The following is a 26,446-nucleotide window of genomic DNA, read 5'->3' on the forward strand; positions in this document are numbered from 1 at the left end:
TTTTGTTGTTATGGCCGCCGCGACAGGCGCACCATCCTCAGCACCGTTGCAGCAGCAGGCTACCGATAGAGTAGCCGGCGCCAAACGAGCAGAGGACGCCGCGCGCCCCGACAGGAAGGTCGCGATTGTACAGATGAAACGCGATGATGGAACCCGCCGAGCTGGTATTGCCATAGCTGTCGAGGATGACCGGTGCCTCCTGCTGGCTGGCATCGTGGCCTAGCAGCTTGCGGCCGATGAACTGGTTCATGGTGAGGTTGGCCTGATGGAGCCAGAGCCGGCTCAGAGAGTCTGCGGGCCAGCCCTGCTCATCGAGCTGGTTGGCTATCTGGTCGCACACCAGTGGCAACACCTCCTTGAACACCTTGCGCCCCTGCTGACGAAACAGCTTGTCGTCGCTGTAGCGGGTGCGCGGGCTCAGCCGGTTCAAAAAGCCGAAGTTGTTGCGGATGTTGTTGGAGTACTGGGTCACCAGCTTGCTGGCTACCAGTTGCCACGGATTGGCCACCTTGCAATCGGCCTCCCGCTCCAGCAGCACCGCGGTGCAGGCATCACCGAAGATAAAGTGGCTATCCCGATCGCGAAAATTGAGGTGCCCCGAACAGATCTCCGGATTGACCACCAGCGCCAGTTTGGCGCTGCCTGCCGCCAGCATGTCGGCGGCTGTTTTGATACCGAAGGTGGCAGACGAGCAGGCCACGTTCATGTCAAAGGCCATGCCGCTCGCTCCCAGATAGTGCTGCAGCTCGATGGCCAGCGCCGGATAGGGGCGTGGCATGTTGGATGCCGCCACTATCACCAGATCGATCTCTCCCGGCTCGCGGCCGGCGGCGATCAGCGCCTGTTCGGCGGCGGCCACCGCCATCTCCACCATGATGGAGGGCATCTCATCGGGCCGCTCAGCCAGCAGCGGCTGCATGATGTCGGGGTTGAGCACTCCCTCGCGGCTCACCAGATAACGGCTCTTGATGCCGGACGCCTTCTCGATGAACTCGCAGCTGGAGTGCTGCTTGGCGGGGAGCTGGCCGGCGTCGATGGCGGAGGCGTTCTCCTCGTTGTAGAGATCCACATACTGGTTGAAGGCGGCCACCAGCTCTTCATTGCTGACGGCAAAGGGGGGTGTATAGAGGCCTGAGCCACTGATCACGATAGCGGTCATCTTTGCTCCTCGCCGGGTGCGTTCCCGGCTTGTCGGTTTATAGGGTAGAGAGGGTTACAGCTGGTCGATCGCCGCAGCGAGACCCGCCAGGGTCAGCGGATGCATCCGTCCGCCAACCACATCATTCATCAGCTTGATGGAGGGGTGCCAGAGCCACTCCCGGCGCGGGGTGGGGTTGATCCACACCAGTTTGGGAAAGTGCTGCTGCAGGCGGGTGAGCCACACCTGACCCGACTCCTCGTTCCACTGCTCGACACTGCCGCCCGGCCAGGTGATCTCGTAGGGGCCCATGGTGGCATCCCCCACCAGGATTACCCGGTAGTCGCTGCCGTAGGTGCGCAGCAGGCGCAGGGTATCGAACCGCTCCTCAAAGCGGCGGGCGTTATCCTTCCAGACGAAGTCGTAGAGGCAGTTGTGAAAATAGAAGTACTCCAGATGCTTGAACTCGTGGCGCAACGCGGAGAAGAGGCGTTGTACCTCGGCCACGTGGGCATCCATGGAGCCTCCCACATCGAAAAAGACCAACAGTTTCACCCCGTTGTGGCGCTCGGGCCGCAACTTCACATCGAGCCAACCCTGGCGGGCAGAACTTTTTATGGTGTCGTCGAGATCAAGCTCGTCGGGATTGCCTTTGCGCACCCAGCGTCTGAGCTTGCGCAGCGCCAGCTGAATGGCGCGCTGGCCGAGCGGCGAGTCGTCGCTGAAGTTGCGATAGTGACGGGCCTCCCATACCTTGGTCGCCTTGCCGTGCAGCCCCTCTCCACCCATGCGGACGCCCTCGGGGTGAAAACCGCCGTGGCCAAACGGGCTGCTGCCACCGGTTCCCACCCACTTGTTGCCGCCGGCGTGGCGCTCTTTCTGTTCGCTTAACCGCTGGTTAAGGGTCTCCAGCAGTTTGTCGAGTCCGCCGAGGGATTTGAGCAACGCCTTCTCCTCTGGGCTCAACAGCCGTTCGAACTCCTTGCGCAGCCACTCCTCGGGCAGGCTCTCCGGCAGCAGGGGAATGGCTTCCAGTCCCTCGTAGTATTCGGCGAAGGCGCGATCGAAGCGATCGTAGTGAGCCTCGTCTTTTACCAGCAGGCAGCGGGAGAGTTGGTAGAACTCGTCCATATCGATGGCGACCAACCGGGCAGCCAGTGCAGCGTGCAAGTCCAGCAGTTCGCGCAGGCTGCAGGGGAGCTTGTGGCGGCGCAGATGGGTAAAAAAGTCGATCAGCATGAGTCAGCTGCCGCGCCGGGCCAGAAAGGCGAGCTTCTCGAATAGATGCAAATCCTGCTCGGTCTTGAGCAGAGCGCCATATAGCGCGGGCACCAGCTTGCCGGGCTCGCGGGCGCGCATCGCCTCGGGGGCGATATCGTCGGCCAGGAGCAGGCGGATCCAGTCCAAGAGTTCCGAGGTGGAGGGCTTCTTGCGCAGCCCCTCTACCTCGCGCAGCTCGAAGAAGAGGTCCATCGCTTCGCCAAGCAGGCTCTCCTTGAGGTCGGGATAGTGGAGTTTGACGATGGCCTGCATCTCGGCCTTGTCGGGGAAGCGGATGTAGTGGAAAAAGCAGCGGCGCAGGAAGGCATCCGGCAGCTCTTTTTCATTGTTGGAGGTGATGATGACCACCGGCCGCTGGCGAGCCCTGACTCGCTCGCCGGTCTCGTAAACATCGAACTCCATTCGATCCAGCTCCAGCAGCAGATCGTTGGGGAATTCGATGTCGGCCTTGTCGATCTCGTCGATCAGCAGCACCGGTCGCTGCTCGGCGCTAAAAGCCTGCCACAGCTTGCCCTGGCGAATGTAGTGGCTGATATTGGCCACTCTGGGGTCGCCGAGCTGGGAATCGCGCAGCCGCGCTACCGCATCATATTCGTAGAGTCCCTGCTGGGCTTTGGTGGTGGACTTGATATGCCAGGCAATGAGATCGGTGCCAAGATGGTCGGCGACCGCTTCCGCCAGCACCGTCTTGCCGGTGCCTGGCTCCCCTTTGATCAGCAGCGGTTTTTCGAGGGTGATGGCGGCATTGACCGCCATCTTCAATGCATCGGAGGCGAGATACTGGCTGCTTCCTGAAAATCCCATAACGTCGGTTCCTTTGACGATTGGCTCCCGGAGTCAGGGGCCAGAGAGAATAAGCTCTATATGTTGTAATACCATATGGTTATAACGAATAGTCACTTCTCATTCAGAAACCACAGGGTAATCTTGTTTCATCGTCGTAACAAACACAGGGATAGCACCATGAGCAAAATTTTTGAGGACAATAGCCAGACTATCGGTCACACCCCGCTGGTTCGTCTCAACCGTGTTACCAAAGGCCGCGTGCTGGCCAAGATCGAGAGCCGCAACCCCAGCTTCAGCGTCAAGTGCCGGATCGGTGCCAACCTGATTTGGGATGCCGAGAAGCGCGGCATCCTGACCAAGGGTAAGGAGATCATCGAGCCCACCAGCGGCAACACGGGTATTGCTCTGGCCTTCGTCGCGGCTGCTCGCGGCTATCCCATCACCCTGACCATGCCGGCCACCATGAGTCTGGAGCGCCGCAAGCTGCTCAAGGCGCTCGGGGCCAATCTGGTGCTGACCGAAGGACCGCTTGGCATGAAAGGGGCCATCGCCAAGGCCAACGAGATCCTCGAGTCCGAGCCGGGCAAGTATGTGTTGTTGCAACAGTTTGAAAACCCGGCCAACCCGGAGATCCACGAAAAGACCACCGGCCCCGAGATTTGGGATGCCACTGACGGTGAGGTGGATGTGTTCGTGGCCGGGGTCGGTACCGGTGGCACCATTACCGGTGTTTCCCGCTACTTGAAAAAGACTCTGGGCAAGGCGGTGGTCTCTGTCGCGGTCGAACCTGCCGAGTCGCCGGTCATCAGCCAGAAGCTGGCCGGTGAAGAGATCAAACCGGGCCCCCACAAGATCCAGGGTATTGGTGCCGGCTTTATTCCGGGCAACCTCGACCTCTCCCTGATTGATCGTGTTGAGCAGGTGACCAGTGACGAAGCCATCGAAATGGCCCGCCGCCTGATGGAGGAGGAGGGGATCCTGGCCGGGATCAGCTCCGGTGCTGCCGTGGTGGCTGCCAGCCGTCTGGCCGAGCTGCCGGAGTTTGAAGGAAAAACGATTGTCGTTATCCTGCCGAGCGCCGCGGAGCGCTACCTCTCCAGCGCCCTGTTTGCCGGCGTATTCAGCGAACAGGAATTGCAGCAGTAAACAACAAGATTGCACTGACCAGACGGCGCTCCCAGGAGCGCCGTTTCTTTATGGGCTAGACTCTGCATCGCCCAGCGCCACTCGGGCCCTTATTTTTTGGGGTAAAATAACAAGCTCCGGAGCGAGAAAAAAAGCAGACATTCTGTGATAAATCTCATATCCTGTGCGGCGTCACGCGGTGTCTGATGGTCAGGTATCACAAAGTAACAAAGTGTTATTTTTCGTTATAAAATAATTTCAGGCCAGTCCTGATGCGGCTTGTAGCCCAATAACGGAAAAATCCCGACCAAGACACCGAAATACTGCACAGAAAATTGACCTGGATTAAACCATTGCGGGTCTGCTTTCGTTACTTTACAACATATCCATACTGACACGGTGGGTCAGGTTGTCTGAAAAGCGACCTGCTCACTAAAAAATATCAATAATATGGGGTGAAACCATGTACGAGAAGTCTGTTGTTATTACTGCTGAAAACGGCCTGCACACCCGTCCGGCAGCTCAGTTCGTGAAAGAAGCCAAAGAATTCCAAAGCGAGATCACTGTGGTCTCCGGTGGCAAATCCGCCAGCGCCAAGAGCCTGTTCAAGCTGCAGACTCTGGGTCTGACCAAAGGCACCAACGTGACCATCCAGGCCGACGGCCCGGACGCTCAGAAAGCCGTTGAGAAGCTGGTTGCCCTGATGGACGAGCTGGAGTAATCCAGCTTTACTCCTCCCCCACAGTCGTTTTAATAGGAAGGATTATGATATCTGGCATTCTTGCGTCCCCCGGTATCGCATTCGGTAAGGCGCTTCTTCTGAAAGAAGATGAAATCGTTATCAATCAGGGCAAGATCTCTGCTGACCAGATTGATGTCGAGATCAACCGCTTCCTCGAAGCCCGCACCAAGTCAGCTGCACAGCTGGAAGCCATCAAAGAGATGGCCGGTCGCACCTTCGGCGAAGAAAAAGAGGCCATCTTCGAAGGCCACATCATGTTGCTCGAAGATGAAGAGCTGGAAGGGGATATCAAATCCTTCATCAAAGATAACAAGGCATCCGCCGACAAAGCCATCTACGAGGTGATCGAACAGTACGCCAAGATGATGGCCGAGCTGGACGACCCCTATCTGCGCGAGCGCGCAACCGACTTCCGTGACATCGGTACCCGTCTGGTCAAGAACGTACTGGGCATCGCCGTTGTCAACCTGAGCACCATCGACGAAGAGGTGATTCTGGTCGCCAAAGACCTGACCCCGTCCGAAACTGCTCAGATCAACCTGAAATATGTGCTGGGTTTCGTTACCGACATCGGTGGCCGTACTTCCCACACCTCCATCATGGCTCGCTCCCTGGAGCTGCCGGCCATCGTGGGCACCAACGACATCACCGATCGCGTCAAGAACGGTGAGATGATCCTGCTCGACGCCATCAACAACAAAGTTGTGATCAACCCGAGCGAAGCCGAGCTGACCCAGTTTAAAGAGACTCAGGCCCGTTATCAGGCCGAGAAAGACGAGCTGGCCAAGCTGAAAGATCTGCCTGCCATCACTCTGGATGGTCATCAGGTCGAAGTGTGCGCCAACATCGGTACCGTCAAGGATACCGAAGGTGCCATCCGCAATGGCGCCGAAGGCGTGGGTCTGTACCGTACCGAGTTCCTGTTCATGGACCGTGACGCGCTGCCGACCGAAGATGAGCAGTTCAAAGCCTACAAAGAAGTGGCCGAAGCGATGCCGGATCAGCCGATCATCGTGCGTACCATGGACATTGGCGGCGACAAAGAGCTGCCGTACATGAATTTCCCGAAAGAGATGAACCCCTTCCTGGGCTGGCGTGCCGTGCGTATTTTCTTCGACCGCGAAGACATCATGCACGCTCAGCTGCGGGCCATCCTGCGCGCGTCTGCCTTCGGCAAACTGCGCATCATGTTCCCGATGATCATCTCTGTCGAAGAGTTCCGTAGCCTGAAAGCTACCGTAGAGACGCTGAAAGCCGAACTGCGCGCCGAAGGCAAAGCCTTTGATGAATCCATCGAAGTGGGTATCATGATCGAGACCCCGGCTGCTGCCGTCATGGCTCATCATCTTGCCAAGGAAGTGGATTTCTTCAGTATCGGTACCAACGACCTGACCCAGTACACCCTGGCTGTCGACCGTGGTAACGAGATGATCTCCGCGATGTACAACCCGCTGTCACCCTCCGTCCTGACCCTGATCAAGATGGTTATCGATGCTTCCCATGCCGAAGGCAAGTGAACCGGTATGTGTGGTGAACTGGCTGGTGACGAGCGTGCCACCCTGCTGCTGCTGGGTATGGGTCTGGATGAGTTCTCCATGAGCGCCATCTCTGTACCGCGTATCAAGAAGCTTATCCGCAACACCAACTTCGAAGATGTGAAGGCAATGGCTGATCAAGCACTGAGCTTTGCCACCGCTGCTGAAATCGAAGCATGCGTAGATAACTTTATTAAGCAGAAGGCAGTCTGCTAAGATCGGCTGCAAACAGCGAAAAATCATCTCTAGGAGCTTTATATGGGTCTGTTCGACAAACTGAAGAAACTGGTTTCTGACGATAGCTCTGACACCGGTGGCATCGAAATCTTTGCTCCGCTGTCTGGCGAAATCGTGCCGATCGAAGATGTGCCTGATGTCGTCTTCGCCGAGAAAATCGTTGGTGACGGTATCGCCATCAAGCCGGCTGGCAACAAAATGGTTGCTCCGTGCGACGGCACCATCGGCAAGATTTTCGAGACCAACCACGCGTTCTCTCTGGAATCTGACTCCGGCATCGAGCTGTTCGTTCACTTCGGTATCGACACCGTTGAGCTGAAAGGCGAAGGCTTCAAGCGTATCGCTCAGGAAGGCCAGCAGGTCAAGCGCGGCGACACCATCATCGAGTTCGATCTGGCCGTTCTGGAAGCGAAAGCCAAATCTACCCTGACTCCGGTGGTCATCTCCAACATGGACGAGATCAAAGAGCTGGTGAAGATGACTGGTGCCGTGACTGTGGGCGAGACCCCGGTGATCCGCATCAAGAAATAAGCAGTAACAGGCCCAGAACCTGTTTCCTCTCCTCCCTTACTCTTTCGTGACCACCACCCGGTTACGTCCCTGCTCCTTGGCGAGATAAAGCGCCCGATCGGCCATCATCAGCAGGTAGTCGATGCTCTGATCGCCCCGGGTAGCGGCGCAGCCAAGGCTGATGGTGAGAGTGATAGTCTGTCCCTGCCATGGCATGGCCAGCTCGCTGACCTGCTGGCGCAGCCGTTCGGCGCGGCAAGCAGCTTGCTCCAGCGTGTGATCCGGAAAGATCAGCAGAAACTCCTCGCCGCCCCAGCGGGCCAGGCACTCCCCCGGTTGCAGCAGTTCTGTCATGGTGTCTGCAACTGCGCAGAGCGCCGCATCCCCCGCAGGGTGACCGTAACGGTCGTTGATCTGCTTGAAGTGGTCGATATCGCCCAGCACCAGGGCAAAGGCATCGCCCTGCATCCGGTGGGATTGCAGCTGCTGCTCGGCACCACGACGGTTACACAGCTCGGTGAGGGGGTCGGTACAGGAGAGGCGGCTCACCTCTTCCACCATACACTGCAGGTCGTGAATGTCGCGGAAGGTGACGATATGGCCATTCGGAATGGCATCGGCCCCCAGCTGGGCCGTTACCACGAACCAGCGGTGCTGGCCATTCTTGCAACGGATCAGGGCGGGCATCTCTGCCACCTCCAGACCCTGTTGCAGTGACTGTTCTACCTCGGTGTGCCAAGCCTGAATGATCGCGCTGCGGTAGGTTGCATCGGGATAGGCGAGGCGAAACCAGCTGTCCATATCGGGCAGATCGGCCAGGTCATACCCGAGCTGTTCGCGAAAGGCGCGGTTGAGAAAGCGATGGCGACGAACGGGGATGTTGTCACCGGTATCGGGCAGACCCTCGCGGCGCGCCACCGATTCTGACACCAGAATGGGGAGCGGTATCACGTCAAAGGAGCGAAACAGGATCTGCTGCAGTTCTCTCTCTTCCATCGTCACGTGGTGCTCCCTGATCCTTTTGTCACTTTCTCTAACATAGGTTAGCCAGCGCAGGTGGTAAATGGATTTCTGGGGCGCGGCCGGGGCTGGCTATCGTCTCATCTGAAAGCAGGGTAAAAGGGGGCTGTAGCAGCATGTTGCACCGGTTCGGAGGGGGCTGCTGGGTGTCTGCCGATGTCATCAGAGCGGCTTGCGGCAATGATTCAACGCGTTTAGCGGCTTATTTTATAAACAATTTTGTTTATAAAATAACGGTATTCTGGCGCCAGAGAGGGCCACACTTGCCGGGTAGCCACCTCCCCAGGGCTTGCCGAGCCTCCTCCGATCTGCTGACCGATCATGTGAACGCAATAAAAAAGCCGCTCACACAGGTGAGCGGCTTTGCCGGAACAGTCTTCCCCTTAAGCGGGCTGCTTGCCCTCTTCGGCAGGAGGTGGCGGCAGGGCGCCGGAGCTGGATTCGACCTTCTGCTCCTCCCCCTGCATGTTCTTGATGTAGACATCCATCTGGTTGAAGGCGATCTCGATGCCGTTCTCGCGGAACAGCTGGTCGATCTTGCGGTTCAACTCGTCCACCGCAGGGTTGCGATCCCCCAGTTCGCTCACGAAGAAGCGCAGCTCGTGATCCAGGGTGCTGGCACCGAAGGTGAGGAAGTAGACGATGGGCGCCGGGTCTTTCAGCACCCGGCTGTTCTCGTCCGCCGCCTGTTTGAGCAGGGTGCGGGTCAGCTCCAGATCGGAACCGTATGCCACGCCCACCCGCACGATGACCCGGGTCACGGTGTCACTCAGCGACCAGTTGATCAGACGCTCGGTCATCAGCTGCTGGTTGGGGATGATCACCTCTTTACGGTCGAAGTCGGTCAGCGTGGTGGCGCGAATGCGGATCCGCGAGACGGTACCCGAGAAGGAGCCGATGGTGACGGTGTCACCGATCCGCACCGGACGCTCGAACAGGATGATGATGCCGGAGACGAAGTTGGAGAGGATCTCCTTCATGCCAAAACCGATACCGACTGACAGACCACCCGCTACCCACTGCAGCTTGTCCCACTGCACGCCCATCATGGAGAGGGCGGTCAGGGAGCCGAAGCCGATCAGTACGTAGTTGAGCATGGTGGTGATGGCGTAGGCCGTCCCCTGAGCCAGATTGAGCTTGGAGAGCACCAGCACCTCCAGCAAACCCGGCAGGTTGCGTGCCAGCGACCAGGCGCCGCCGAGCAGCAGGAGGCCGATCAGCACGTCACTCAGGCTGATGGGGAAGAGCACGGCATTGGCACCGGTGCCTTCAGTGCGGTGCCACAGCACCATGCTGTCGAGGTAGGAGAATACCGCGACCAGATCGGACCAGAGCCAGTAGAAGGCGACGCCGAAGATCAGCAGCAGTACGGTGCGAGTCAGACGCAGGGACTGCTGGCTGACATCCTCCAGATCCATCGGTTGCTCTTCGATGGACTCGCCACCTTCCGCATCTTCCGAAGATTTGTGCTCACGTTTGGCCACCGCGCGGCGGTAGGCCAGACGACGGGCCGCCAGCTCCAGCCCGCGCAGGGCGGTGCGGTAGACCAGACTCCAGATGATCAGCAGATAGAAGGATTCGATCAGGCGACCGGTCAGCTTGAGCGCGGTGTAGTAGTAGCCGAGCACCGCCAGCACGATCAGCGCCACCGGGGCCAGGGCCAGCGCAATGGCGGTCATGGTCTGGGCCATGCTCGCCTCACCCTTGATGCGGGCGCGGGAGATGGGGAACACCAGATAGGCGGCCAGCGCCAGCAGGATCAGGGTGAGTGCCTGACCAATCACGTCGTTGCCTAGGGAGGAGGGTTCTACCACCGCCTTGGTCGACAGCATGATGAGGGGCAGCAGCGGCAACCAGAGGTAGCGCATGCTGTTGCGCTTGGCCTGCAGCTCGGCGCGCGGGATGCGGAAGTGGGATTCACCGAGTCCGCCCGGGCGCATCACCGCCATGTAGATGCTGAAGACCAGATAGCTGAGTGCCAGGTTCAGAGTGATCTGGAAGATGAGCTTGGGGCTCAACAGACCACAGTAGGTGAGCAGCAGGCCGCCCGCCAGAATGAACAGGCTGCCCGGCAGGCGCTGCAACAGGGTAAAGAAGAGTGCGCGCGGGGTGTGCCACTGGCTGTCCTGACGGAAGCGGCCCAGATCCTTGGCAATCTTTTTCTGGCGTTCGGCCAGTGCCGGACGCTTCCACATCAGCAGGCCGCCGATGAGCAGCAGCGGGAAGGCGAGCAGGGAGATCCCCAGCAGCTCTTCGCGCCACTGGCTCCAGTCCGGTTTCAGCACCCAGTCGGAGGCCTGTTTGTAGGCCTGGGCGGGCCAGCTGATAAACCACTTGAAGTCGATCGGTTTGTTGCTGCTTACCCAGAAGATGTGCTGTTGCAGGGTAAATTCGATAGAGGCATAGACCCGCGCCAGCTGCTGCTGGGTCAGCTGCAGGCTGATAGCGTTGGTGAGCTGGCTGTCGAGCTGGCGGTTGAGCTGATCGAGCAGGTTGATGCGGGTATCGATGAGCTTGGCAAGGCTCTCCTTGTCTTCATCGCTGACCGGCTCCTTGCTGCTCGCGATCAGGTTGTCCAGATAGAGGTTCTTCTGGAACAGCTGGTCACGCTGCTGACTCAGCTCGAACTGGGCCAGATGCAGATCGGCGATCTGCTCTTCGAGGTTTTTGACGGCGATGGTCGGCGCCGCTTCCAGCTGTTGATAGAGCTGATAGAGGATGCGTGACAGCAGCAGATTACCCTTGAGCATCTGCACCTGTTCGTTGAGGTTGCGCTCGGTCTGGGTGCCGCGCTCCAGCCAGCTCTTGGCCTGCAGGTTTTTCTGTACCAGCGAGTTGAGGTTGGTGGTGGCGCTGATGAGTTGCTGGCTGAGCTGGTGGTTGAGAACCTGCTCTTTTTGTACCAGCGGGCTGTCTTCGGTCGCTACCAGCTCGCCGGTCTGTTCGGCGGTCTTCTCGGTGTCGCCGAGGCGCTTGGCGCTGCTCTGCTCCTGCAACAGTTGCAGCTTCTGCTCTTCACTGGTGAGGCGGGCGTTCTGGTAGTCGCGCTGTTTGACCGCCAGATCCTGCATGCTGGTACGGTTGTCCAGATCCTTTTGCAGCTGGGAAAGTTGCAGGTCGAGCAGTGCCAGCTCGGTGTTGAGCTTCATCTTCTCGGCGCTGCTGACGCTCTCGCCGGCATTAAGGCGGCTGCGGATCTCCTGACTGCGCTGATAGGCACGGCTCATGCTGCTCTGGGCGCGCTCCGGCAGGGTCTGCAGGTTGGTGAGCTGGCTGCCGATGGCGCCGAGCGCCTCCTGGGCGGCCTGCATGTTGGCCAGCACATCGGGCTGGCGGTTGTCGAGCTCGGCCAGACTCATGCTGGCGTATTCGCTCTTGATCTGCTCCGGGCTCTTGCCCTGGGTCAGGTCGTTGAGCTTGGCGCTGATGTCGCGCAGCTCACCCGGCAGATTGCGAATGCGCTGGGCCTGCGCCTTGGCTTTCGCCTCCTCCTTGTCGATGCTGTCGAGCAGGGTGAGGGTTTCAGTCAGAAACTTCTGGTCGGCCTGCTGGCTGACGGTCAGGGTCTCGGATTTGCCCAGATTGTCCAGCGCCCGCTGGACGGAAGCGCGGGATGGAACATCCTGCGCCATGGCTTGCGGGGCACCGCAGAGGCTGACGAGTAGGCAGAGCAGCGGCAACAGGATGGCCGATGCTCTCTTGAAGGGTGTTGATTGCATATAACTTCCGGGTTATTGCGCGGTGATCGGGAAATTTCCCACCTAGATTAAATCCGCGGGGATTCTAACACCGGCACTCTTTGCGAAGCAGGGGGGAGGGATAAAAAAAACGGCGCCCGCAGGCGCCGTTTTCAGCTTGTTCAGTTCCGATTAAAGAACGTGAACAGAAGCGGTGTTGGTGGTGCCGCTCGGTACCAGAGCACCGGAGACCATCACAACTACGTCACCTTTCTGGCCCATGCCGATTTCCAGCGCGGCTTCTTTACCGATGCGATAGAAATCGTCGGTAGAGGCGATGCTGTCAACCACGTGAGCAACCACACCCTTGGTCAGAACCAGCTGGGCAGCGGTCTTCTTGTTGGTGGTGATCGCCAGGATCCAGGCTTTCGGGAAGTACTTGCGGATAGCCTTGGCAGACTTGCCGCCTTCGGTGGCAACCACGATCAGCGGGGCGTCCAGCTTCTCGGAGGTCTCTACCGCGCCTTTACATACGGCTTCGGTGATGCGCAGCTTGTTGCTGTCGTTAGAAGCAGACAGGTTGGACGGCATCACGGCATCGGTACGCTCGCAGATGGTGGCCATGATGGTCACGGCTTCCAGCGGGTACTTACCCTTGGCGGACTCACCGGACAGCATGACTGCGTCGGTACCGTCCAGGATGGCGTTGGCCACGTCGCCGGCTTCGGCGCGGGTCGGACGCGGGTTCTTGATCATGGAGTCCAGCATCTGGGTGGCAGTGATAACCACTTTGCGGGCCTTGTTGCACTTGGCGATGATCATCTTCTGGGCGAAGATAACCTCTTCAACCGGGATCTCTACACCCATGTCGCCACGAGCAACCATGATGCCGTCGGAAACAGCCAGGATCTCGTCGAAGTTGTCCAGACCTTCCTGGTTTTCGATCTTGGAGATGATCTGGATGTTCTCGCCACCGTGGGCTTTCAGGTGCTCACGGATTTCCAGTACGTCTTCTTTCTTGCGGATGAAGGAAGCAGCAACGAAATCAACGCTCTGCTCGCAACCGAAGATCAGGTCGCGCTTGTCTTTCTCGGCCAGGGCCGGCAGCTTGATGGAGACGCCCGGCAGGTTGACGCCCTTGTTCTCGCCCAGATCGCCGTTGTTCAGTACTTTACAAACAACTTCGCGCTCGGTGATTTCGATGACGTCCAGACCGATCAGGCCGTCGTCAACCAGGATGCGGTTGCCGACGCGCAGGTCGTTGGCGAAACCTGCATAGGTCACGGCCACTTTGTCTTTGTTGCCAACCACGGTCTGGTCGGTGGTGAAGGTGAAGGTCTGGCCAGCAACCAGTGCTACGTCATTGCCACCTTCCAGCTTCATGGTACGGATTTCCGGACCCTTGGTATCCAGCAGGATAGCTGCGCGCTTGCCGGTCTCGGCCATCACTTCGCGCAGGTTGCGGATACGGGTGCCGTGCTCTTCGTAATCACCGTGAGAGAAGTTCAGGCGCATGACGTTCATGCCGGCGTCCAGCATTTTTGCCAGCATTTCTTTGGATTCGGTCTTGGGACCGATGGTGCAGACGATTTTGGTCTTTTTCATGTCAGTCTTCATGGTTAAGGAGTTTCCGCCGAGCAATATACACCAGTTTTTGGATTCTTTTTATGATCCAGAAACAACGTTTTGACCAGATAACGTTTTCTTTTCAGGGATAACGTTTTCCTGTTGGTCACTTTTTAGAGCATGCATCCACTGGTCTGAGCTGATTGACGACAAATGTTGCCATCTGTGTCTTATTGGCGGAGAGAAGGTTCAGATGTTGTAAAATGACCACCTGCTCACTGTCACCGTCTTGTCACCAGCTTGCGCAAAGATGTTAGCCCATTGGCGCGCTTGTGAAGGGGAAACAGATGGAAAACAGCCCATGGGGTGGCCCGGTACTGCTTTTGCTGGCGGGGGCACTGTTGCTGGCCCATGCCATGCCTGACGCCAGCTGGCCGGGCAATCACCACTGGCGATCAGCTTTTACCGGCAACCACTCGGCCGAAGGTGCGGCACCGCTCTCGGCAGAGGTGGCCGCAGAGCGATTGCTGTTGCAGGAGTGGCAGGCGCAGGGGGCGGCGACCCGCGTGGCCCTTTCCGGCGAGAGGCATTGAACGGTCATCAGGTGGCGGGGGCAACCGCAAAACGGGCTAACCAGCCGGGTGCCCTCTTTTGACAATGGTGGGGCTGGTCGCCTGATTATCAAAAATAGGTTGATAGTGCTTATCTATTTAGCCTGATTGTTAACTTGTTTAGGCGGGCTGATAATGAATTCAGCGGCGTTGCCTTGTGGCAAAAATCGCCATCCAAACCCTTGCTGGAGTCACTGTTATGTCCCTCGCCCCTGTCTGGTTTATCTCTCACGGCGCACCGGATCTGGTGTTGCGTGATCAACCTGCCACCCGTTTTCTGAGCACCCTGCGGCTGGGGGATCTCAAGGGATTGGTGGTCATCTCCGCTCACTGGTTCAGTCGCGAGCTGCAAATCAACGTCGAGCCCAAGCCGGCGCTGATGTACGACTTTTACGGCTTCCCCGAGCCGCTCTACCGGATGCGCTGGCCAGCCAGCAGCCCCGAATGGTTACAGCAGGCGGTGGGCGATCAGCTGACGCTGGCGGGGTTGGCAGCCACCCCGGTGAGGCGCGAGCTGGACCACGGGGTCTGGTCACCGCTCTCCCTGATCGACCCGGACAGCGAGATCCCGCTGGTGCAGATCTCCATCCCTGCCAGCTTCACCCCGACCCAGCTCTGGCAGCTGGGGGAGGCACTTGCCGACTTGCGCAGTCAGGGGATTGGTATCCTCGCCTCCGGCGCCATCACCCACAACCTGCGGGCCTTGGGGCCCGAGGGGTCGCCGGTGCCGCGCTGGGCGAGCCAGTTTGTCGACTGGCTGGAAGGGGCGATGGCGGCAGGGGAGCGAGAGGCGCTGCTCGACTATCGTCGGTTGGCCCCCGGAGCGGTGGAGTCCCATCCCCACGATGACCACCTGCGCCCGCTCTTTGTGGCGCTGGGGGCTGCGCAGGGCAAGGCACCGACCCTGCTGCACGAGAGCTGGGATGGCGGCAGCCTCTACATGGGGGCTTACCGCTTCGATTAACGAGCTCCGTGCAAGCAAGAGCCCGCCAATTGGCGGGCTCTTGTCGTTTTGGGGATTGGCTACGGTCAGGGGACGATAACCCGGCTTTCGCCGCCACCGAGGGCTTCAACTCTGACTTGTACGCCAATCCGCTCCACCAGGGTCTGGACGTGGGAGATAACCCCGATCTGGCGACCGGCGGCCTGCAGGGAGTCGAGGCTGGCGAGCGCCAGATCCAGACTGTCCGGATCCAGGGTGCCGAACCCCTCGTCGATAAACAGCGATTCGACCTGGGTCTGCCGCGACGAGAGGCTGGAGAGGGCCAGCGCCAGCGCCAGCGACACCAGAAAACTCTCGCCGCCGGAGAGGGAGTCCACCGAGCGCACTTCGTCCCCCATGTCGAGATCCACCACCTGCAGTGCCAGATCGGTGCCGGGCACCCGCTCCAGCCGGTAGCGGGGCGAGAGCTCGGCGAGCTGGGCGTTGGCCTCCAGCAACAGGCGTTCGAGGGTGAGGCTCTGGGCAAAGGTGCGGAACTTGGCGCCGTTGGCCTGCCCGATCAGATCGCACAACTGCTGCCAGTGATCGGCCACCGCCTGCTGGGCGGCCAGCTCCTGTTGCAGGCTGCCCGCCTTGAGGGCGGCCGCTTCGGCCTGCGCCAGCGTGCTCTTGCACTCGAACAGTTGCTCGTCGAGCTCGCGGCAGTGGGCTTCCAGCGCCGTGAGCCGCAGCAGCAGCTCCTCCTGCGGCAGGGCAGCCAGCTCGGGGTGATGTTCGCGATAGCGCTCCCGCTTGCTCTCCTCCAGCGCCAGCGCCCGCTGCCGCTCGGCAAGGCGGGTGCGCGCCTCGCCAACCGCATCCTCCAGCCCTTGCAGGGCGGCACGGCGCGCCTTGAGCTCATCGGGGCTGATGGCCAGCAGGCGGCGCAAGTCATATTCGGCGATGCCGAGGGTACTGGCGTGGGCAGCCCAGCGGCCCAGCACCTCCCGTTTGCGGCGGCTGCTCACCTGTTTCTCCTGCTCCACATGGGTGAGACGGGTCTTGAGCTCGGTCTGCCGCTCGCGCAGGGCGCGGGCGCTCTGTTGCATCGCCTCAAGTTCGCTGGCGAGCTGCTGCAGTCGTTGCTGCCAGCGGTTCTCGACCAGTGCGATCTCCTCGCCACCCAGACAGGCAGCGCGGCTTGTCAGCAGGCCCTGCCGCTGCTGCTCGTGCTCCTTGTAGTCCCGCTCCAGCCTGTGCAGCAGCTCGCGCTGGGTCTGCAGGCGCGCCTCCTGTGCGCTCCGGGCCGGGGTGAGGCTGGCGATCTCGCTGGCCAGCCGCTCCCACTCGCTCTGGCCGTGCAGCCAGGCCTCGCAGGCCCGCTGCCACTCGCGCCACTGCTGGCTGCCGAGCCACTGGCGCCAGGGTTGGCCAGCCATCTGTTCATCGAGACGGTTGCCCCCCTGTTCGAGGCGCTGGCGCAGGGTCGCTTCCTGCTCGCCCATTGCCTTCACTTCCCCTTCCAGCGCAATGCGATGACGGTCAGTCTCCTGCCACTGCTGCTCGAACTGCTGGTGCTGGGCGCCCAGCTGGCTCAGCTGCTGACGCACTCCCTGCAACTGCTGCTGGCCTAGCTGGGCCTGACGCAGCAGTTGCTGGCTGTGGGCCAGCCCCTGCTCCAGCGTCTGGCCGTGGCCGAGCAGGGTGCTCATCAGCTCGTTCCACTCGATGGGGCTCTGGCGCAGCGGCAGCGGATGGCCCAGCAGGGTATCGCCTCCCAGCTGCAGCCAGCGCTGGGTCAGCTGTTCGGCGCGCGCCTCCAGCTCCGGCAGGTGCTGCTGGCGCACTGCCAGCTGGCGAGCCAGCTCCTGACGCTCGCTCTCGCACTGAATGTATTGGTGGTTGAGCCGCTCCCATTCGAGCTCCAGGCTGCGGGCCCGCTCCGCCAGTTGACCGAGAATACCCGCCACCTGCGGCTGGCTCTGGCTGTAGGGGTGCTCCTCGGCGCCGCAGAGCGGGCAGGGGGTGCCATCGCTCAGGATATGGCGATACTGCTCGAACGTGGCCACCGCTCGGGACTGCTCCAGCGCGTGGCGCGCCTCGTCCCGCTGCAGGGCGAGCCGCTCGCGGGCTGGCGCCAGCTCGTCGCCAAGGGTGGCGAGTTTGCCGAGCGCCTGCTCCAGCTGGGCAATCTCCTGTTGCAAGCGGGTATGCTGCTCGCCGTGATTGCGGCCATAGTCGGCCAGCTCCAGCAGCTGGCGCAGCTGGCCCAGCTGTTCGGTCTGTTGCTGCCACAGCTCCTGCGCCTTGGCGAGGCGGCTCTCCCACTGCTGCTCCTGCAACTCGTTCTGTTGCTGCTGTAGCCGCGTCTGTTCATGTTGCCAGTAGTCGCGCTCCTGCTGACCCTGTTCCAGCTGGCGCTGCAGCTGCTGCAGGGCGCGCAGCTTGTGATCCCGCAGGGTGAGCAGTTGTTGCAGCTTGTCGGCATCCCCGGCCCAATCCTGCATGGCGGTGAGCAGGGGCTGCCACTGGCGGGCGACCGGTGCCAGCTCCTTGTTCTCTTCCAGCCAGAGGCTCCACTGCTGGTGCTGGCGCCTGAGCTGTTCCACCTGCTGACTCTGTTCGCGCCACCCCTGCTCGAGGGTGAGCTGCACTTCCCGCTCCTGAGTCCCCTCCTGCTGGATCTTCTGCAACTGCTGCTGCTTTTCCCGAATGCGGGTGTCCAGCTCCTGTGCCCGCTTGAGTTCGGGTTGCAGGGCGCCCCATTCGCGCTCGGCGGCAATTTTCTCGGCCAGCAGCTGCTGTTCGGTGAGGGCGCTCTGCTGGGTCTGCTCCTCGAGTTTGGCCAGCTCCGGCCCCAGCTCGGCGATCACCTTCTCCTGCTGCTGCACCTCAAGAGTGAGGCGGGCCAGCTCGTCGTGATCGGCGCGGGCCACCTGTGCCTGCTCGGCGCGGGCGAACTCCTCGCGCTCGGGAGCGGCGGCGCCGTGGGCCTGCAGAGCGGCCTCCAGCGCGGCTTCACCCTCGCTGCAACCTTGCTGCTGGGTGGCGATGCGACCGTTGAGGTCACGCAGATCCTGCATCAGCTGCTGTTGTTGCTGCTCATGCTTGAGGGTGGTGGCGAGGCTCACCTGCCGGCTTACCCACTGCTCGCGGGTTGCCTCGTCCATCAGCGCCACGTCGCCGAGGCGCTGGGTGATGGCGGTCAGCTTCTGCTGCTCCTCCCGCGCCCGCTCATAGGTCTGGATGGAGATGGCGGAGTAGAGCTCGGTGCCGGTCATTCGTTCGAGCAGGGCGGAGCGCTCGTTGGCGTCCGATTTGAGGAAGGCGGCAAACTCCCCCTGCGGCAGGATCACCGCGCGGCGGAACTGCTCCCAGGAGAGCCCCACCAGTTCATCGATGCGATCCTGCAGCTCCCGCTTGCTGCCGGAGAAAACCTGACCCGACTCGACATCGGTCAGGGTGCGCTCCTGTGCCTGAAAGCGCCCTTCGGCGCGGTTGCGGGCGCGGCGCACCGCCCAGCGGGCCAGCCAGATGCGACCATCGCAGCCGCGAAACTGTACCTCGGCAAAGCCGCTGGCATGGCCGCGGCTGAGGATGCCGCGCACGTCGTTGGCCTTGAGCTTCTCCTCGTCATCCATGCGGCCCACTTCGGCCACGTTCTTGCGATTGGCGATAAAGCGCGGCATCTCGTCGTAGAGGGCGAGACAAATAGCGTCGAGCAATGTGCTCTTGCCGGCGCCGGTATTGCCGGTGATGGCAAACAGCCCCGCGGCGCCGAGTGCCCCGCGGGTAAAGTCGATGGTGAAGGCGCCGGTCAGACTGGCCAGATTCTCACCAGACAGAGACAAGATTTTCATTGGTTTGACTCCTTCACCTGCTCCAGGATCTCTTCAAACGAGGCGACCAGCTGTGCCTCGGGCTCCCCCTCAAACTGGCGCTGATAGCAGAGGCGAAACACCTCGGTGGGGGAGAGCTCATCCAGCCTGCGCCGCTCGCGACCATCGGCCAGCCCTTTGCCCGAGCCCTGATACTGGGTACTGATGCGGGTCAGCCGCATCGGTTTGTCGGCGATGGCCGCCAGAATCCGCTCGCGGATGCGGGCCTCTGGCTTGGGCAGCAGCAACCGCACTTCGAGGAAGGGTTGTGCTTCTTGTGGACAAGGGGGGAGCGTCAGTGCCTCGATGGCTTCGAGTGCCTCGTCGAGAGGGCTCTGGGGCAGACGGATCATCTCCACTGCGCGGGGCACCGGGATCCGCTCCAGCCCGGCCAGTTTGCCTTCTGCAAAGGTTACTTCCAGCACCTGATGGTTGTAGTTGGCTTCGGCGAGCGAAAGCGGCAGCGGCGAGCCGCTGTAGTGCACCCCCTCGGCCGGGCTCTGGGCCAGATGGAGGTGACCGAGCGCCGTATAGTCGGCACCGGCAAAGAGTTCGGCAGGCAGGGCGTGCTGGTTGCCGCCGAGCACTCGCCGCTCTGAAAGCTCGGAGAGCTGGCCTGCCGCCAGATAGGCATGGCCCATGGCGATGAGCGGCAGATCATCGCCGCAGCGGGCGCGCCCTTCGGCCAGCACCTCGGCGTAGATTTGGCGTACCCCTTCGATCAGCCTGTCTTGCCCCTCTGCCAGCTGTTCCACCCGCAGATCGCTGCTGCGCAGGAAGGGCACGGCGGCGCACCAGGCGGCAATCTTGCCCTCCCGGTCTTGCAGCGGTACCAGCAGACGGTCGATGTCGAGTTTGCCATCACCATCGCGGCTGATGCTGCCTACCAGATGCAGGTCAAAGGCGCGCAGCAGCTCGTGGGGGGCATCCAGCTTGGAGGGGGAGTCGTGGTTGCCGCCGATCAGCACCATGTTGAGGTGAGGCAGCTCGGCGCGCAGCCGCGCCAGAAAACGGTAGAGCTGTTGCCAGGCGCTGGCGGGCGGATTGGCGGTATCAAACAGATCGCCCGCTACCAGCAGGGCGTCGATCTCGCGTGCCTTGAGGGTATCGGTCAGCCAGTCGAGGAAGGCATCGTGTTCAAAACGGCGGTCGTGACCATGGAGTTGATGGCCAAGATGCCAGTCGGCGGTATGGAGGATTTTCATGAGAAAGCAACCCGGATCCTGGGATGGTGCCGGTGGCACCCGATGGTGACAAGATGAGGATGCCCCGTGCTTTTTTCAAGTAAAACAGGGGGCTGCCGTCAGTTCATGCGGGTTCGCAGCACATCTTGTACTGGGGGTGGCCGGTAAGGGGGTCGGACTCCTCCGCCTCGATGACAAAGCCGTGGCGGCGGTAGAAGCGCACAGCCTGGGAATTTTCCACGAAGACTCTGGCGTGGAGCGACGCACCCTGACGCTTCGCCTCCTGCAAGAGGGCGTGGCCGACGCCGCGTCCCTGTCGGTCGGGGCGCACAAAGAGGGCGGCGAGGTAGTTGTCTACCAGCGCCATAAATCCGAGCAGGTCACCGCGCTCCTCGAACACCCAGATATGGGCGTGATCGAGGTAGCGGGTGCGCAGATCCTCCTGAGCCTGCCACCAGCAGGAGGCATCGACGAAATCGTGGGCCTGCAGGGAGGCCAGCAACCAGATTTCGACGATCTCGTCCATGTCTTCGGGGCGACTGGGCCGCAACATATCTTCATCCTTGTTAACAACTTCACCTTCGCAGTCTAGGGGAACTTGATGACAGTTCCGGTAACTGGGATGGCACCCTGTGAAGTCGATCGCCCTTTATTTAGCAAGAATGATTGGCTGATCACAAAGCGCCTCTCTAGTACAATGCCCGCCGGACAATCTATCGAGACCGAGGACGCCATGTGGTTTAAAAACCTGCAGATTTATCGCTTTACCCGCCCCTTTGACCTGACCGTGGAGCAGCTGGAAACCCAGCTGGAGGCCTGTGCCTTCACCCCTTGCGGCAGTCAGGACATCTCCCGGTTCGGGTGGGTCAAGCCCCTTGGCAAATTCGGCTCAACCCTGACCCACTCTGCCTCCGGCCATATCCTCATCTGCGCTCGCAAGGAGGAGAAGATGCTGCCCGGTACCGTGGTCAAGGAGATGCTGGCGGAGAAGGTAGAGGCGATCGAGTTCGAGCAGGGGCGTGCCCTCAAGAAGAAAGAGAAGGAAGCGCTGAAAGAGGAGATCCTCCATACCCTGCTGCCGCGCGCCTTCAGCCGTACCAGCCAGACCTTCGCCTGGATCAATCCGGCCGACAACCTGATGGTGGTGGATGCGGGCTCTGCCAAGAAGGCGGATGACCTGCTGGCACTGTTGCGCAAATCCATCGGCTCCCTGCCGGTAGTGCCGGTAGCCCTCAAGAACCCGCCCGAAATCACCATGACCGAGTGGCTGAACGAGGGCAATCTGCCAGCTTCGTTCACCCTGGAAGATGAAGCCGAGCTGCGCAGTGCCATGGAGCACGGCGGCATCATCCGCTGCAAGCAGCAGGATCTGATGACGGATGAAATCAAGAACCATCTGGCCAACGACAAGCTGGTGACCAAGCTGGCCCTCAACTGGGGCGAGACCGTTAGCTTCGTGCTGGGGGATGATCTCTCCATCAAGCGCCTGAAGTTCAGCGAAGAGCTGCGCGAGCAGAACGACGACGTGACCAGCGAAGACCCGGCCGCCCGTCTGGATGCCGACTTCGCGCTGGTGACCGCCGAGCTCTCCCAGTTCATTCCGGCGCTGTTTGCCGCCCTGGGGGGCGAAGAGCAGTCCATCTGAACTGATTCAGCCTGATTGCAAAAAACCGCCCGAGGGCGGTTTTTTTATGGGCGCTGATGGCCAGAGTTCATTCCAAACAGAGAGGGCCGACTGGTGGTCGGCCCTCTTTGAGCTGCGGTTGACTGGATACCCGGCAGCGCCACGTCGAAGATAAGCTCGGGCGTGGGATTTCGCCACAGGGGCTTACTTGATACCCAGCAGCTCCACATCAAAGATCAGCACGGATCCCGGCGGAATTTTGCCGGCGGCGCGGTCACCGTAGGCGAGGTTGGCCGGGATATAGAAACGGGTCTTCTCTCCTTCCACCATCAGCTGAACTCCTTCAGTCCACCCCTTGATCACCTGATTGAGGCCAAACTCGATGGGCTCGCCACGGGCGACCGAGCTGTCAAAGACGGTACCGTCCAGCAGCTTGCCCTCGTAGTGCACCTTCACCTTGCTGGTGGCGGTGGGGTGAACCGTGCCGGTGCCCGGAGTCAGCACTTCGTACTGCAGGCCGGAGGCGGTGGTGGTCACCAGCGGTTTCTCCTTATTGCTGGCGAGGAACTCGGCTCCCTGGCGAACATTATCTTCGGCCAGCTTCTTGTTATTGCTGCTGGAGTAGAAGTAATAGGCGACACCGGCAACCAGCAGCGCGATCAGTATGAATTTCATCGGTTTTCCTATTCCAAGAAAGACAAAGAGTGCAATGAGGAGCCATCTTATCGCGCACCGCCCCTGATGGCGAGCCACAGGGCGGGAGGATGTGAGCGGGCAGGCAAAGCAGGGTAGCGCAGACGTAAAAAGGGGCGAGTCGGTGACTCGCCCCTTGTTATGGCGGCAGCGCTTACTTGGCCACGACCATCATCAGGGCCGGCAGGGCGAAGAAGAGTCCCGCCACATAGCCAAGCGCCAGCAGCTTGTTCTCGCTGCCAATCCGGGCCAGCCCTTCGGCGGCGCGCACCGGCAGGTCACGCAGGAATGGCAGGCCATAAATCAGCGCCACGGCGAAGACGTTGAACAGTACGTGGACCAGCGCAATGGTCAGGGCCAGCTGGGCACCGGCTCCGCTGATGGCGGTGGCAGCCAGCAGGGCGGTGATGGTTGTACCGATATTGGCGCCCAGAGTGAAGGGGTAGAGCTGGCGAGTGCTGAACACGCCGCCGCCAGCCAGCGGGATCATCAGGCTGGTGGTGGTGGAGGAGGACTGCACCATGATGGTCACCAGCGCACCGGAGGTGATGCCGCTCAGCGGGCCACGGCCCAATGCCTTGTGCAGTACCTCTTTGGCGCGGCCAACCAGCACCTTCTGCAGCACTTTGCCCAGATAAGTGACGCTGGCCAGGATCAGCAGGATACCGATGACGATGGTGGCGATGGCGGCACCCTTGCCCGGCAGGAAGGAGACGGCGCTGTCGATCAGCTGCTGGGCCGGTGCGGTCAGCGGCTTCATGAAATCCATGCCCTTCATCGACATGTTGGCAGAGCCCACCAGCATGTTGGCCAGCCATTCGGCGCTATGCTGCAGCAGACCGAACATCAGCTCCAGCGGCAGGAAGATGACCACGGCCAGCAGGTTGAAGAAGTCGTGTACGGTGGCGGCGGCGAAGGCGCGGCGGAATTCGGTACGGTCGCGGACATGGCCCAGCGAAACGATGGTGTTGGTGATGGTGGTGCCGAGGTTGGCACCCATGACCATGGGGATGGCCATGCCGATGGGCAGGCCGCCGGCAACCAGACCGACGATGACCGAGGTCACAGTGCTGGAGGATTGCACCAGCGCGGTCGCCAGGATGCCGAGCAGCAGGGCGACGAAGGGGTTGTTGGCAAACGCGAAGATCTGGGCTGCGCCCTCGGCGCCGCCGGAGAAACCTTTGAAACCGTGGGAGACTGCGCCGACGGCTACCAGGATCAGGTAAACCAGGGCGATGACACTCATCCAGTTGAACAGGGCGCGGGTCGCTGACTGCTGCTGTTGGGAGTCACTCTGTTGCATAAAGCCTCTTGGGACGGCCGTGCCGTCTTGGGTTGTTGATGACCCGCGCATTTAATCAGTGGTTAATGACAGAAATATGACAACGTGACATTTCGATGATGTTTTTATGACGACGAGCTGCGGCGACAGGCGCTGACCGAGCCGGTTGGCTCTGGGGTGACAAAAGGGGGAATGAAGGCACTGCCGCCTTGCCAGCCGGGACGTGATCGCTACACTGCGCCCCTTTATTGGCAAGCAGGAGTAAACAAGATGATGCGTGCATGGATCCTCTCTCTGTCGCTGGGGCTGCTCTCGGCAGGGGCACAGGCCAGCCTGTTGAAAACAGATTGCAACCTCGACAAGGCCCTCAAAAACGAAGCGGTGAACGCCACTCTGGGTGTCAAGGGCAACTGTGATACCAGCAAGCTGGTGAAGCAGGAGAAAGAGAAGGTGAAAGCCGAGGTGCAAAAAGGTCGCACCGACCTGCTGGGCGAGAAGCGCGCCGACCTCAAGGAGAGCAGCAACGGTGTGCAGCAGAAGATGGACAAGGCAAACCAGCAACTGCACAAGGCGGAGCAGGATGCCAAGACCATCGCTCGCGATCCGCTCAAGGCTGCTGCGACCGCCGTGCTGGATAAGCAGTAAGCAGACCGGGCCCAAGCCCGTGTGACCGGCAACAGACCGGCAGCAAAAAGGGGAGCCATGGCTCCCCTTTTGTTATGCGCTATCCGCAGGCGATCAGGCGTCGGCCGCCTCTTCGTACTGACGGAACGGGATACGGAACACCGCCAGACGCAAGAACAGATAGGTCACGCCGAGGCCAGCCCAGATCAGGCCAAGCTCGAGGGAGCTCTGCTCCAGGTTGATCCAGAGGGCGCCGATGGTGGCGGCACCGAGCAGCGGCATCAGCAGATAGACGATGTGGTCCTTGAGGGTCTTGTTGCGCTTCTCGCGCACCCAGAACTGACCGATCACCGACAGGTTGACGAAGCTGAATGCCACCAGCGCACCGAAGTTGACCAGCGCCAGCGCGGTATCCAGATCAAACGACACGGCGGAGAGAGCCAGCGCACCGACCATCAGCACGTTGATGGCCGGAGTGCGGTATTTCGGGTGGATGTAGCCAAATACCCGCTCCGGGATCATGTGGTCACGACCCATCACGTAGAGGATGCGCGACACACCGGCGTGAGCCGCCATGCCGGAGGCCAGTACCGCGACCGTGGTGCAGACCAGCACTACCGACTGGAAGAAGGTGCCACCGACATAGAGGGCGATCTCCGGCAGTACCGCATCCGGATGCTGGAAGCGGGAGAGGCTCGGGAAGTAGAGCTGCAGGCAGTAGGAGACCACCACGAAGATGATGCCGCCGATAAGGGCAGTCAGCACGATCGCCTTGGGGATCACCTTGCCGGCGTTCGGGGTCTCTTCGGAGAGAGAGCTGAGACCGTCAAAGCCCAGGAACGAGAAGCAGAGAATGGTTGCGCCGGTGAAGAGCGGTACCAGCTGTGCTGACTCGAAGTGGAACGGACGGCTGCTCATCAGGGTGCCGGCGCCTTCACCGTGGTAGATGCCCCATGCCATCAGACCGATGAAGATGGTGATGATGGCCAGCTGGATCACCACGATGAGGCCATTGAAGTTGGCCACCAGGTTGATGCCGCGCAGGTTGAGGAAGGTCATCACGGTCACCAGACCGAAGATGAAGACCCAGGGCTCGACACCCGGGAACATGGCGGTCAGGTAGATCTTGGCCAGCAGGATGTTGATCATCGGCATGAACATGTAGTCGAGCAGGGATGAACCAGCCGACCATGAAACCGATGTAGGGGTTGAATACTTTCTGGGCGTAGGTATAGGCAGAGCCCGCAGAGGGGAACTTGCGCACCAGATGGCCGTAGCTGAAGGCGGTCAGCAGGATGCCGCCGAGGGCCAGCAGATAGGCAGTGGCGACCCGGCCTTCGGTGATGTCACCGACGATGGCGAAGGTATCGAATACAGCCATGGGGGTCAGGTAGGCCAAACCCATGACGATCACTTGGGTCAGGGTCAGGGTTTTGAGCAGCTTGGCGCCTTGAGATGCCATTACGCTTTCTCCTCAATCAGTGCCGCAGCACGTGCTTGCAACGAGTACAGGATTGCGGTGGATTCGCAGGCCTGCAGATCAAAGGCGCCGGGGAGGCGCAAACCGGTATTAGCCGGCAGGAAAGCATTGAAACGCCCCATGTTTTTCCTCATTAACGTCGGGAGATTGTTGGCAATCTCGGGTATCACTTCCGGAACGTTTCCGGCCTCTTGTGGTGGGTTTGCACTGCTCTTCAAAATACAAAAACCGATGTCGCAGTGAACATCGGTCCTTTATTGGCGGCGTATTGTGCATTCGGGATTCCCCCTTGACAAGCAATAATCGGCTCAATATCGCATTTTTTTGCATAATCGCCGCGAATGTAAGTGGTCACTCGCCCCCTGTGGCCGACCCCGTGCCGCCCCCCTCTTTACGGGGGCATTCAGGGGGGCGGTTCACTATTTTCCTGCTGTGCGAAATTTGTCCTGATTGTCCCTGCAGGGCGCATTGCGCCTCAAGATTGATCCTGATCATATTTGCCGCCATCCCCTGGGCTGTTGCCCAACCTCC

At 60.6% G+C, this 26,446-nt stretch carries 19 protein-coding genes and 2 pseudogenes; 8 read left to right on the plus strand and 13 right to left on the minus strand.

What is annotated here, in order from left to right:
• Window positions 1-37: 37 nt before the first annotated feature.
• From WE862_RS10480 to WE862_RS10490, 3 genes are read right to left on the minus strand one after another with little or no spacing between them, the layout of a single operon-like run.
• On the minus strand, window positions 38-1,159 hold the full coding sequence (locus tag WE862_RS10480) for a beta-ketoacyl-ACP synthase III (RefSeq protein WP_042033067.1): 1,122 nt from the start codon (window positions 1,157-1,159) through the stop codon (window positions 38-40).
• Between the two features lie 54 nt (window positions 1,160-1,213).
• The gene (locus WE862_RS10485; RefSeq protein ID WP_042033068.1) at window positions 1,214-2,377 is read right to left on the minus strand and encodes a vWA domain-containing protein; all 1,164 of its coding nucleotides are present in this window, start codon (window positions 2,375-2,377) and stop codon (window positions 1,214-1,216) included.
• A 3-nt stretch (window positions 2,378-2,380) separates the two neighbouring features.
• Window positions 2,381-3,223, minus strand: a complete 843-nt coding sequence (locus tag WE862_RS10490) for an AAA family ATPase (RefSeq protein ID WP_042033069.1) — start codon at window positions 3,221-3,223, stop codon at window positions 2,381-2,383.
• Between the two features lie 159 nt (window positions 3,224-3,382).
• On the opposite strand from WE862_RS10490, the gene cysK reads away from it, so the two are divergent.
• The 4 genes and pseudogenes from cysK (at window position 3,383) to crr (ending at window position 7,375) form a co-directional block, all read left to right on the plus strand.
• Window positions 3,383-4,351, plus strand: coding sequence for a cysteine synthase A (gene cysK / locus WE862_RS10495; protein ID WP_042033070.1), 969 nt, complete (start codon window positions 3,383-3,385; stop codon window positions 4,349-4,351).
• Between the two features lie 442 nt (window positions 4,352-4,793).
• Complete coding sequence (locus WE862_RS10500; RefSeq protein ID WP_005303128.1) at window positions 4,794-5,051, plus strand: HPr family phosphocarrier protein; 258 nt, start codon at window positions 4,794-4,796, stop codon at window positions 5,049-5,051.
• Window positions 5,052-5,095: 44 nt separating this feature from the next.
• Window positions 5,096-6,823: pseudogene (gene ptsI / locus WE862_RS10505) on the plus strand (phosphoenolpyruvate-protein phosphotransferase PtsI).
• A 42-nt stretch (window positions 6,824-6,865) separates the two neighbouring features.
• Window positions 6,866-7,375, plus strand: a complete 510-nt coding sequence (gene crr, locus WE862_RS10510) for a PTS glucose transporter subunit IIA (protein WP_005303134.1) — start codon at window positions 6,866-6,868, stop codon at window positions 7,373-7,375.
• 36 nt (window positions 7,376-7,411) lie between these two features.
• On the opposite strand, the gene WE862_RS10515 is transcribed toward crr, so the two are convergent.
• From WE862_RS10515 to pykF, 3 genes are all read right to left on the minus strand, one after another.
• Entirely contained in the window at window positions 7,412-8,350 is a 939-nt protein-coding gene (locus WE862_RS10515; protein ID WP_042033071.1) for a GGDEF domain-containing protein, read from the minus strand.
• Between the two features lie 407 nt (window positions 8,351-8,757).
• On the minus strand, window positions 8,758-12,093 hold the full coding sequence (gene mscK / locus WE862_RS10520) for a mechanosensitive channel MscK (protein ID WP_042033073.1): 3,336 nt from the start codon (window positions 12,091-12,093) through the stop codon (window positions 8,758-8,760).
• A 150-nt stretch (window positions 12,094-12,243) separates the two neighbouring features.
• Window positions 12,244-13,656: a pyruvate kinase PykF gene (gene pykF, locus WE862_RS10525; protein ID WP_042033075.1), complete on the minus strand. Its 1,413-nt coding sequence runs from the start codon at window positions 13,654-13,656 to the stop codon at window positions 12,244-12,246.
• Between the two features lie 308 nt (window positions 13,657-13,964).
• Between pykF and WE862_RS10530 the strand changes: the two genes are divergently transcribed.
• On the plus strand, window positions 13,965-14,210 hold the full coding sequence (locus tag WE862_RS10530) for a hypothetical protein (RefSeq protein ID WP_042033078.1): 246 nt from the start codon (window positions 13,965-13,967) through the stop codon (window positions 14,208-14,210).
• 217 nt (window positions 14,211-14,427) lie between these two features.
• On the plus strand, window positions 14,428-15,192 hold the full coding sequence (locus tag WE862_RS10535; protein ID WP_042033079.1) for a DODA-type extradiol aromatic ring-opening family dioxygenase: 765 nt from the start codon (window positions 14,428-14,430) through the stop codon (window positions 15,190-15,192).
• A 65-nt stretch (window positions 15,193-15,257) separates the two neighbouring features.
• Here WE862_RS10535 and WE862_RS10540 read toward each other — a convergent pair whose 3' ends face one another.
• The 3 genes from WE862_RS10540 to WE862_RS10550 form a co-directional block, all read right to left on the minus strand.
• Window positions 15,258-19,010 (minus strand): AAA family ATPase, encoded by a 3,753-nt coding sequence (locus WE862_RS10540; RefSeq protein ID WP_042033081.1) that lies wholly within the window; start codon window positions 19,008-19,010, stop codon window positions 15,258-15,260.
• Window positions 19,007-20,233: an exonuclease SbcCD subunit D C-terminal domain-containing protein gene (locus WE862_RS10545; RefSeq protein ID WP_042033084.1), complete on the minus strand. Its 1,227-nt coding sequence runs from the start codon at window positions 20,231-20,233 to the stop codon at window positions 19,007-19,009. The genes WE862_RS10540 and WE862_RS10545 overlap by 4 nt, the downstream gene beginning before the upstream one ends.
• Before the next feature lie 103 nt (window positions 20,234-20,336).
• Entirely contained in the window at window positions 20,337-20,765 is a 429-nt protein-coding gene (locus WE862_RS10550; protein WP_041208255.1) for a GNAT family N-acetyltransferase, read from the minus strand.
• A gap of 180 nt (window positions 20,766-20,945) precedes the next feature.
• Between WE862_RS10550 and rdgC the strand changes: the two genes are divergently transcribed.
• Complete coding sequence (rdgC, locus tag WE862_RS10555; RefSeq protein WP_033113354.1) at window positions 20,946-21,857, plus strand: recombination-associated protein RdgC; 912 nt, start codon at window positions 20,946-20,948, stop codon at window positions 21,855-21,857.
• A 183-nt stretch (window positions 21,858-22,040) separates the two neighbouring features.
• Here the strand turns inward: rdgC and WE862_RS10560 are convergent, their stop codons facing one another.
• Both WE862_RS10560 and WE862_RS10565 read right to left on the minus strand, forming a co-directional pair.
• Window positions 22,041-22,511: an FKBP-type peptidyl-prolyl cis-trans isomerase gene (locus WE862_RS10560; protein ID WP_042033086.1), complete on the minus strand. Its 471-nt coding sequence runs from the start codon at window positions 22,509-22,511 to the stop codon at window positions 22,041-22,043.
• Between the two features lie 172 nt (window positions 22,512-22,683).
• Window positions 22,684-23,832 carry a sodium:phosphate symporter gene (locus tag WE862_RS10565; RefSeq protein WP_042033088.1) on the minus strand — a complete coding sequence of 383 codons (1,149 nt, stop codon included), beginning with the start codon at window positions 23,830-23,832 and terminating at the stop codon, window positions 22,684-22,686.
• A 249-nt stretch (window positions 23,833-24,081) separates the two neighbouring features.
• Here WE862_RS10565 and WE862_RS10570 point away from each other — a divergent pair, with 249 nt between their 5' ends.
• Complete coding sequence (locus WE862_RS10570) at window positions 24,082-24,456, plus strand: hypothetical protein (RefSeq protein WP_225628265.1); 375 nt, start codon at window positions 24,082-24,084, stop codon at window positions 24,454-24,456.
• Between the two features lie 93 nt (window positions 24,457-24,549).
• On the opposite strand, the pseudogene WE862_RS10575 reads toward WE862_RS10570, so the two are convergent.
• Together WE862_RS10575 and WE862_RS10580 are read right to left on the minus strand one after the other, a co-directional pair.
• Window positions 24,550-25,897 (minus strand): annotated as a pseudogene (locus tag WE862_RS10575) (APC family permease).
• The gene (locus WE862_RS10580; RefSeq protein ID WP_167334751.1) at window positions 25,897-26,037 is read right to left on the minus strand and encodes a hypothetical protein; all 141 of its coding nucleotides are present in this window, start codon (window positions 26,035-26,037) and stop codon (window positions 25,897-25,899) included. Before WE862_RS10580 ends, WE862_RS10575 begins: the two are co-directional and overlap by 1 nt.
• Between the last annotated feature and the right edge of the window lie 409 nt (window positions 26,038-26,446).

Origin of the sequence: Aeromonas jandaei, from assembly GCF_037890695.1 — a bacterium.
In the GTDB taxonomy this organism is placed as follows: domain Bacteria; phylum Pseudomonadota; class Gammaproteobacteria; order Enterobacterales; family Aeromonadaceae; genus Aeromonas; species Aeromonas jandaei.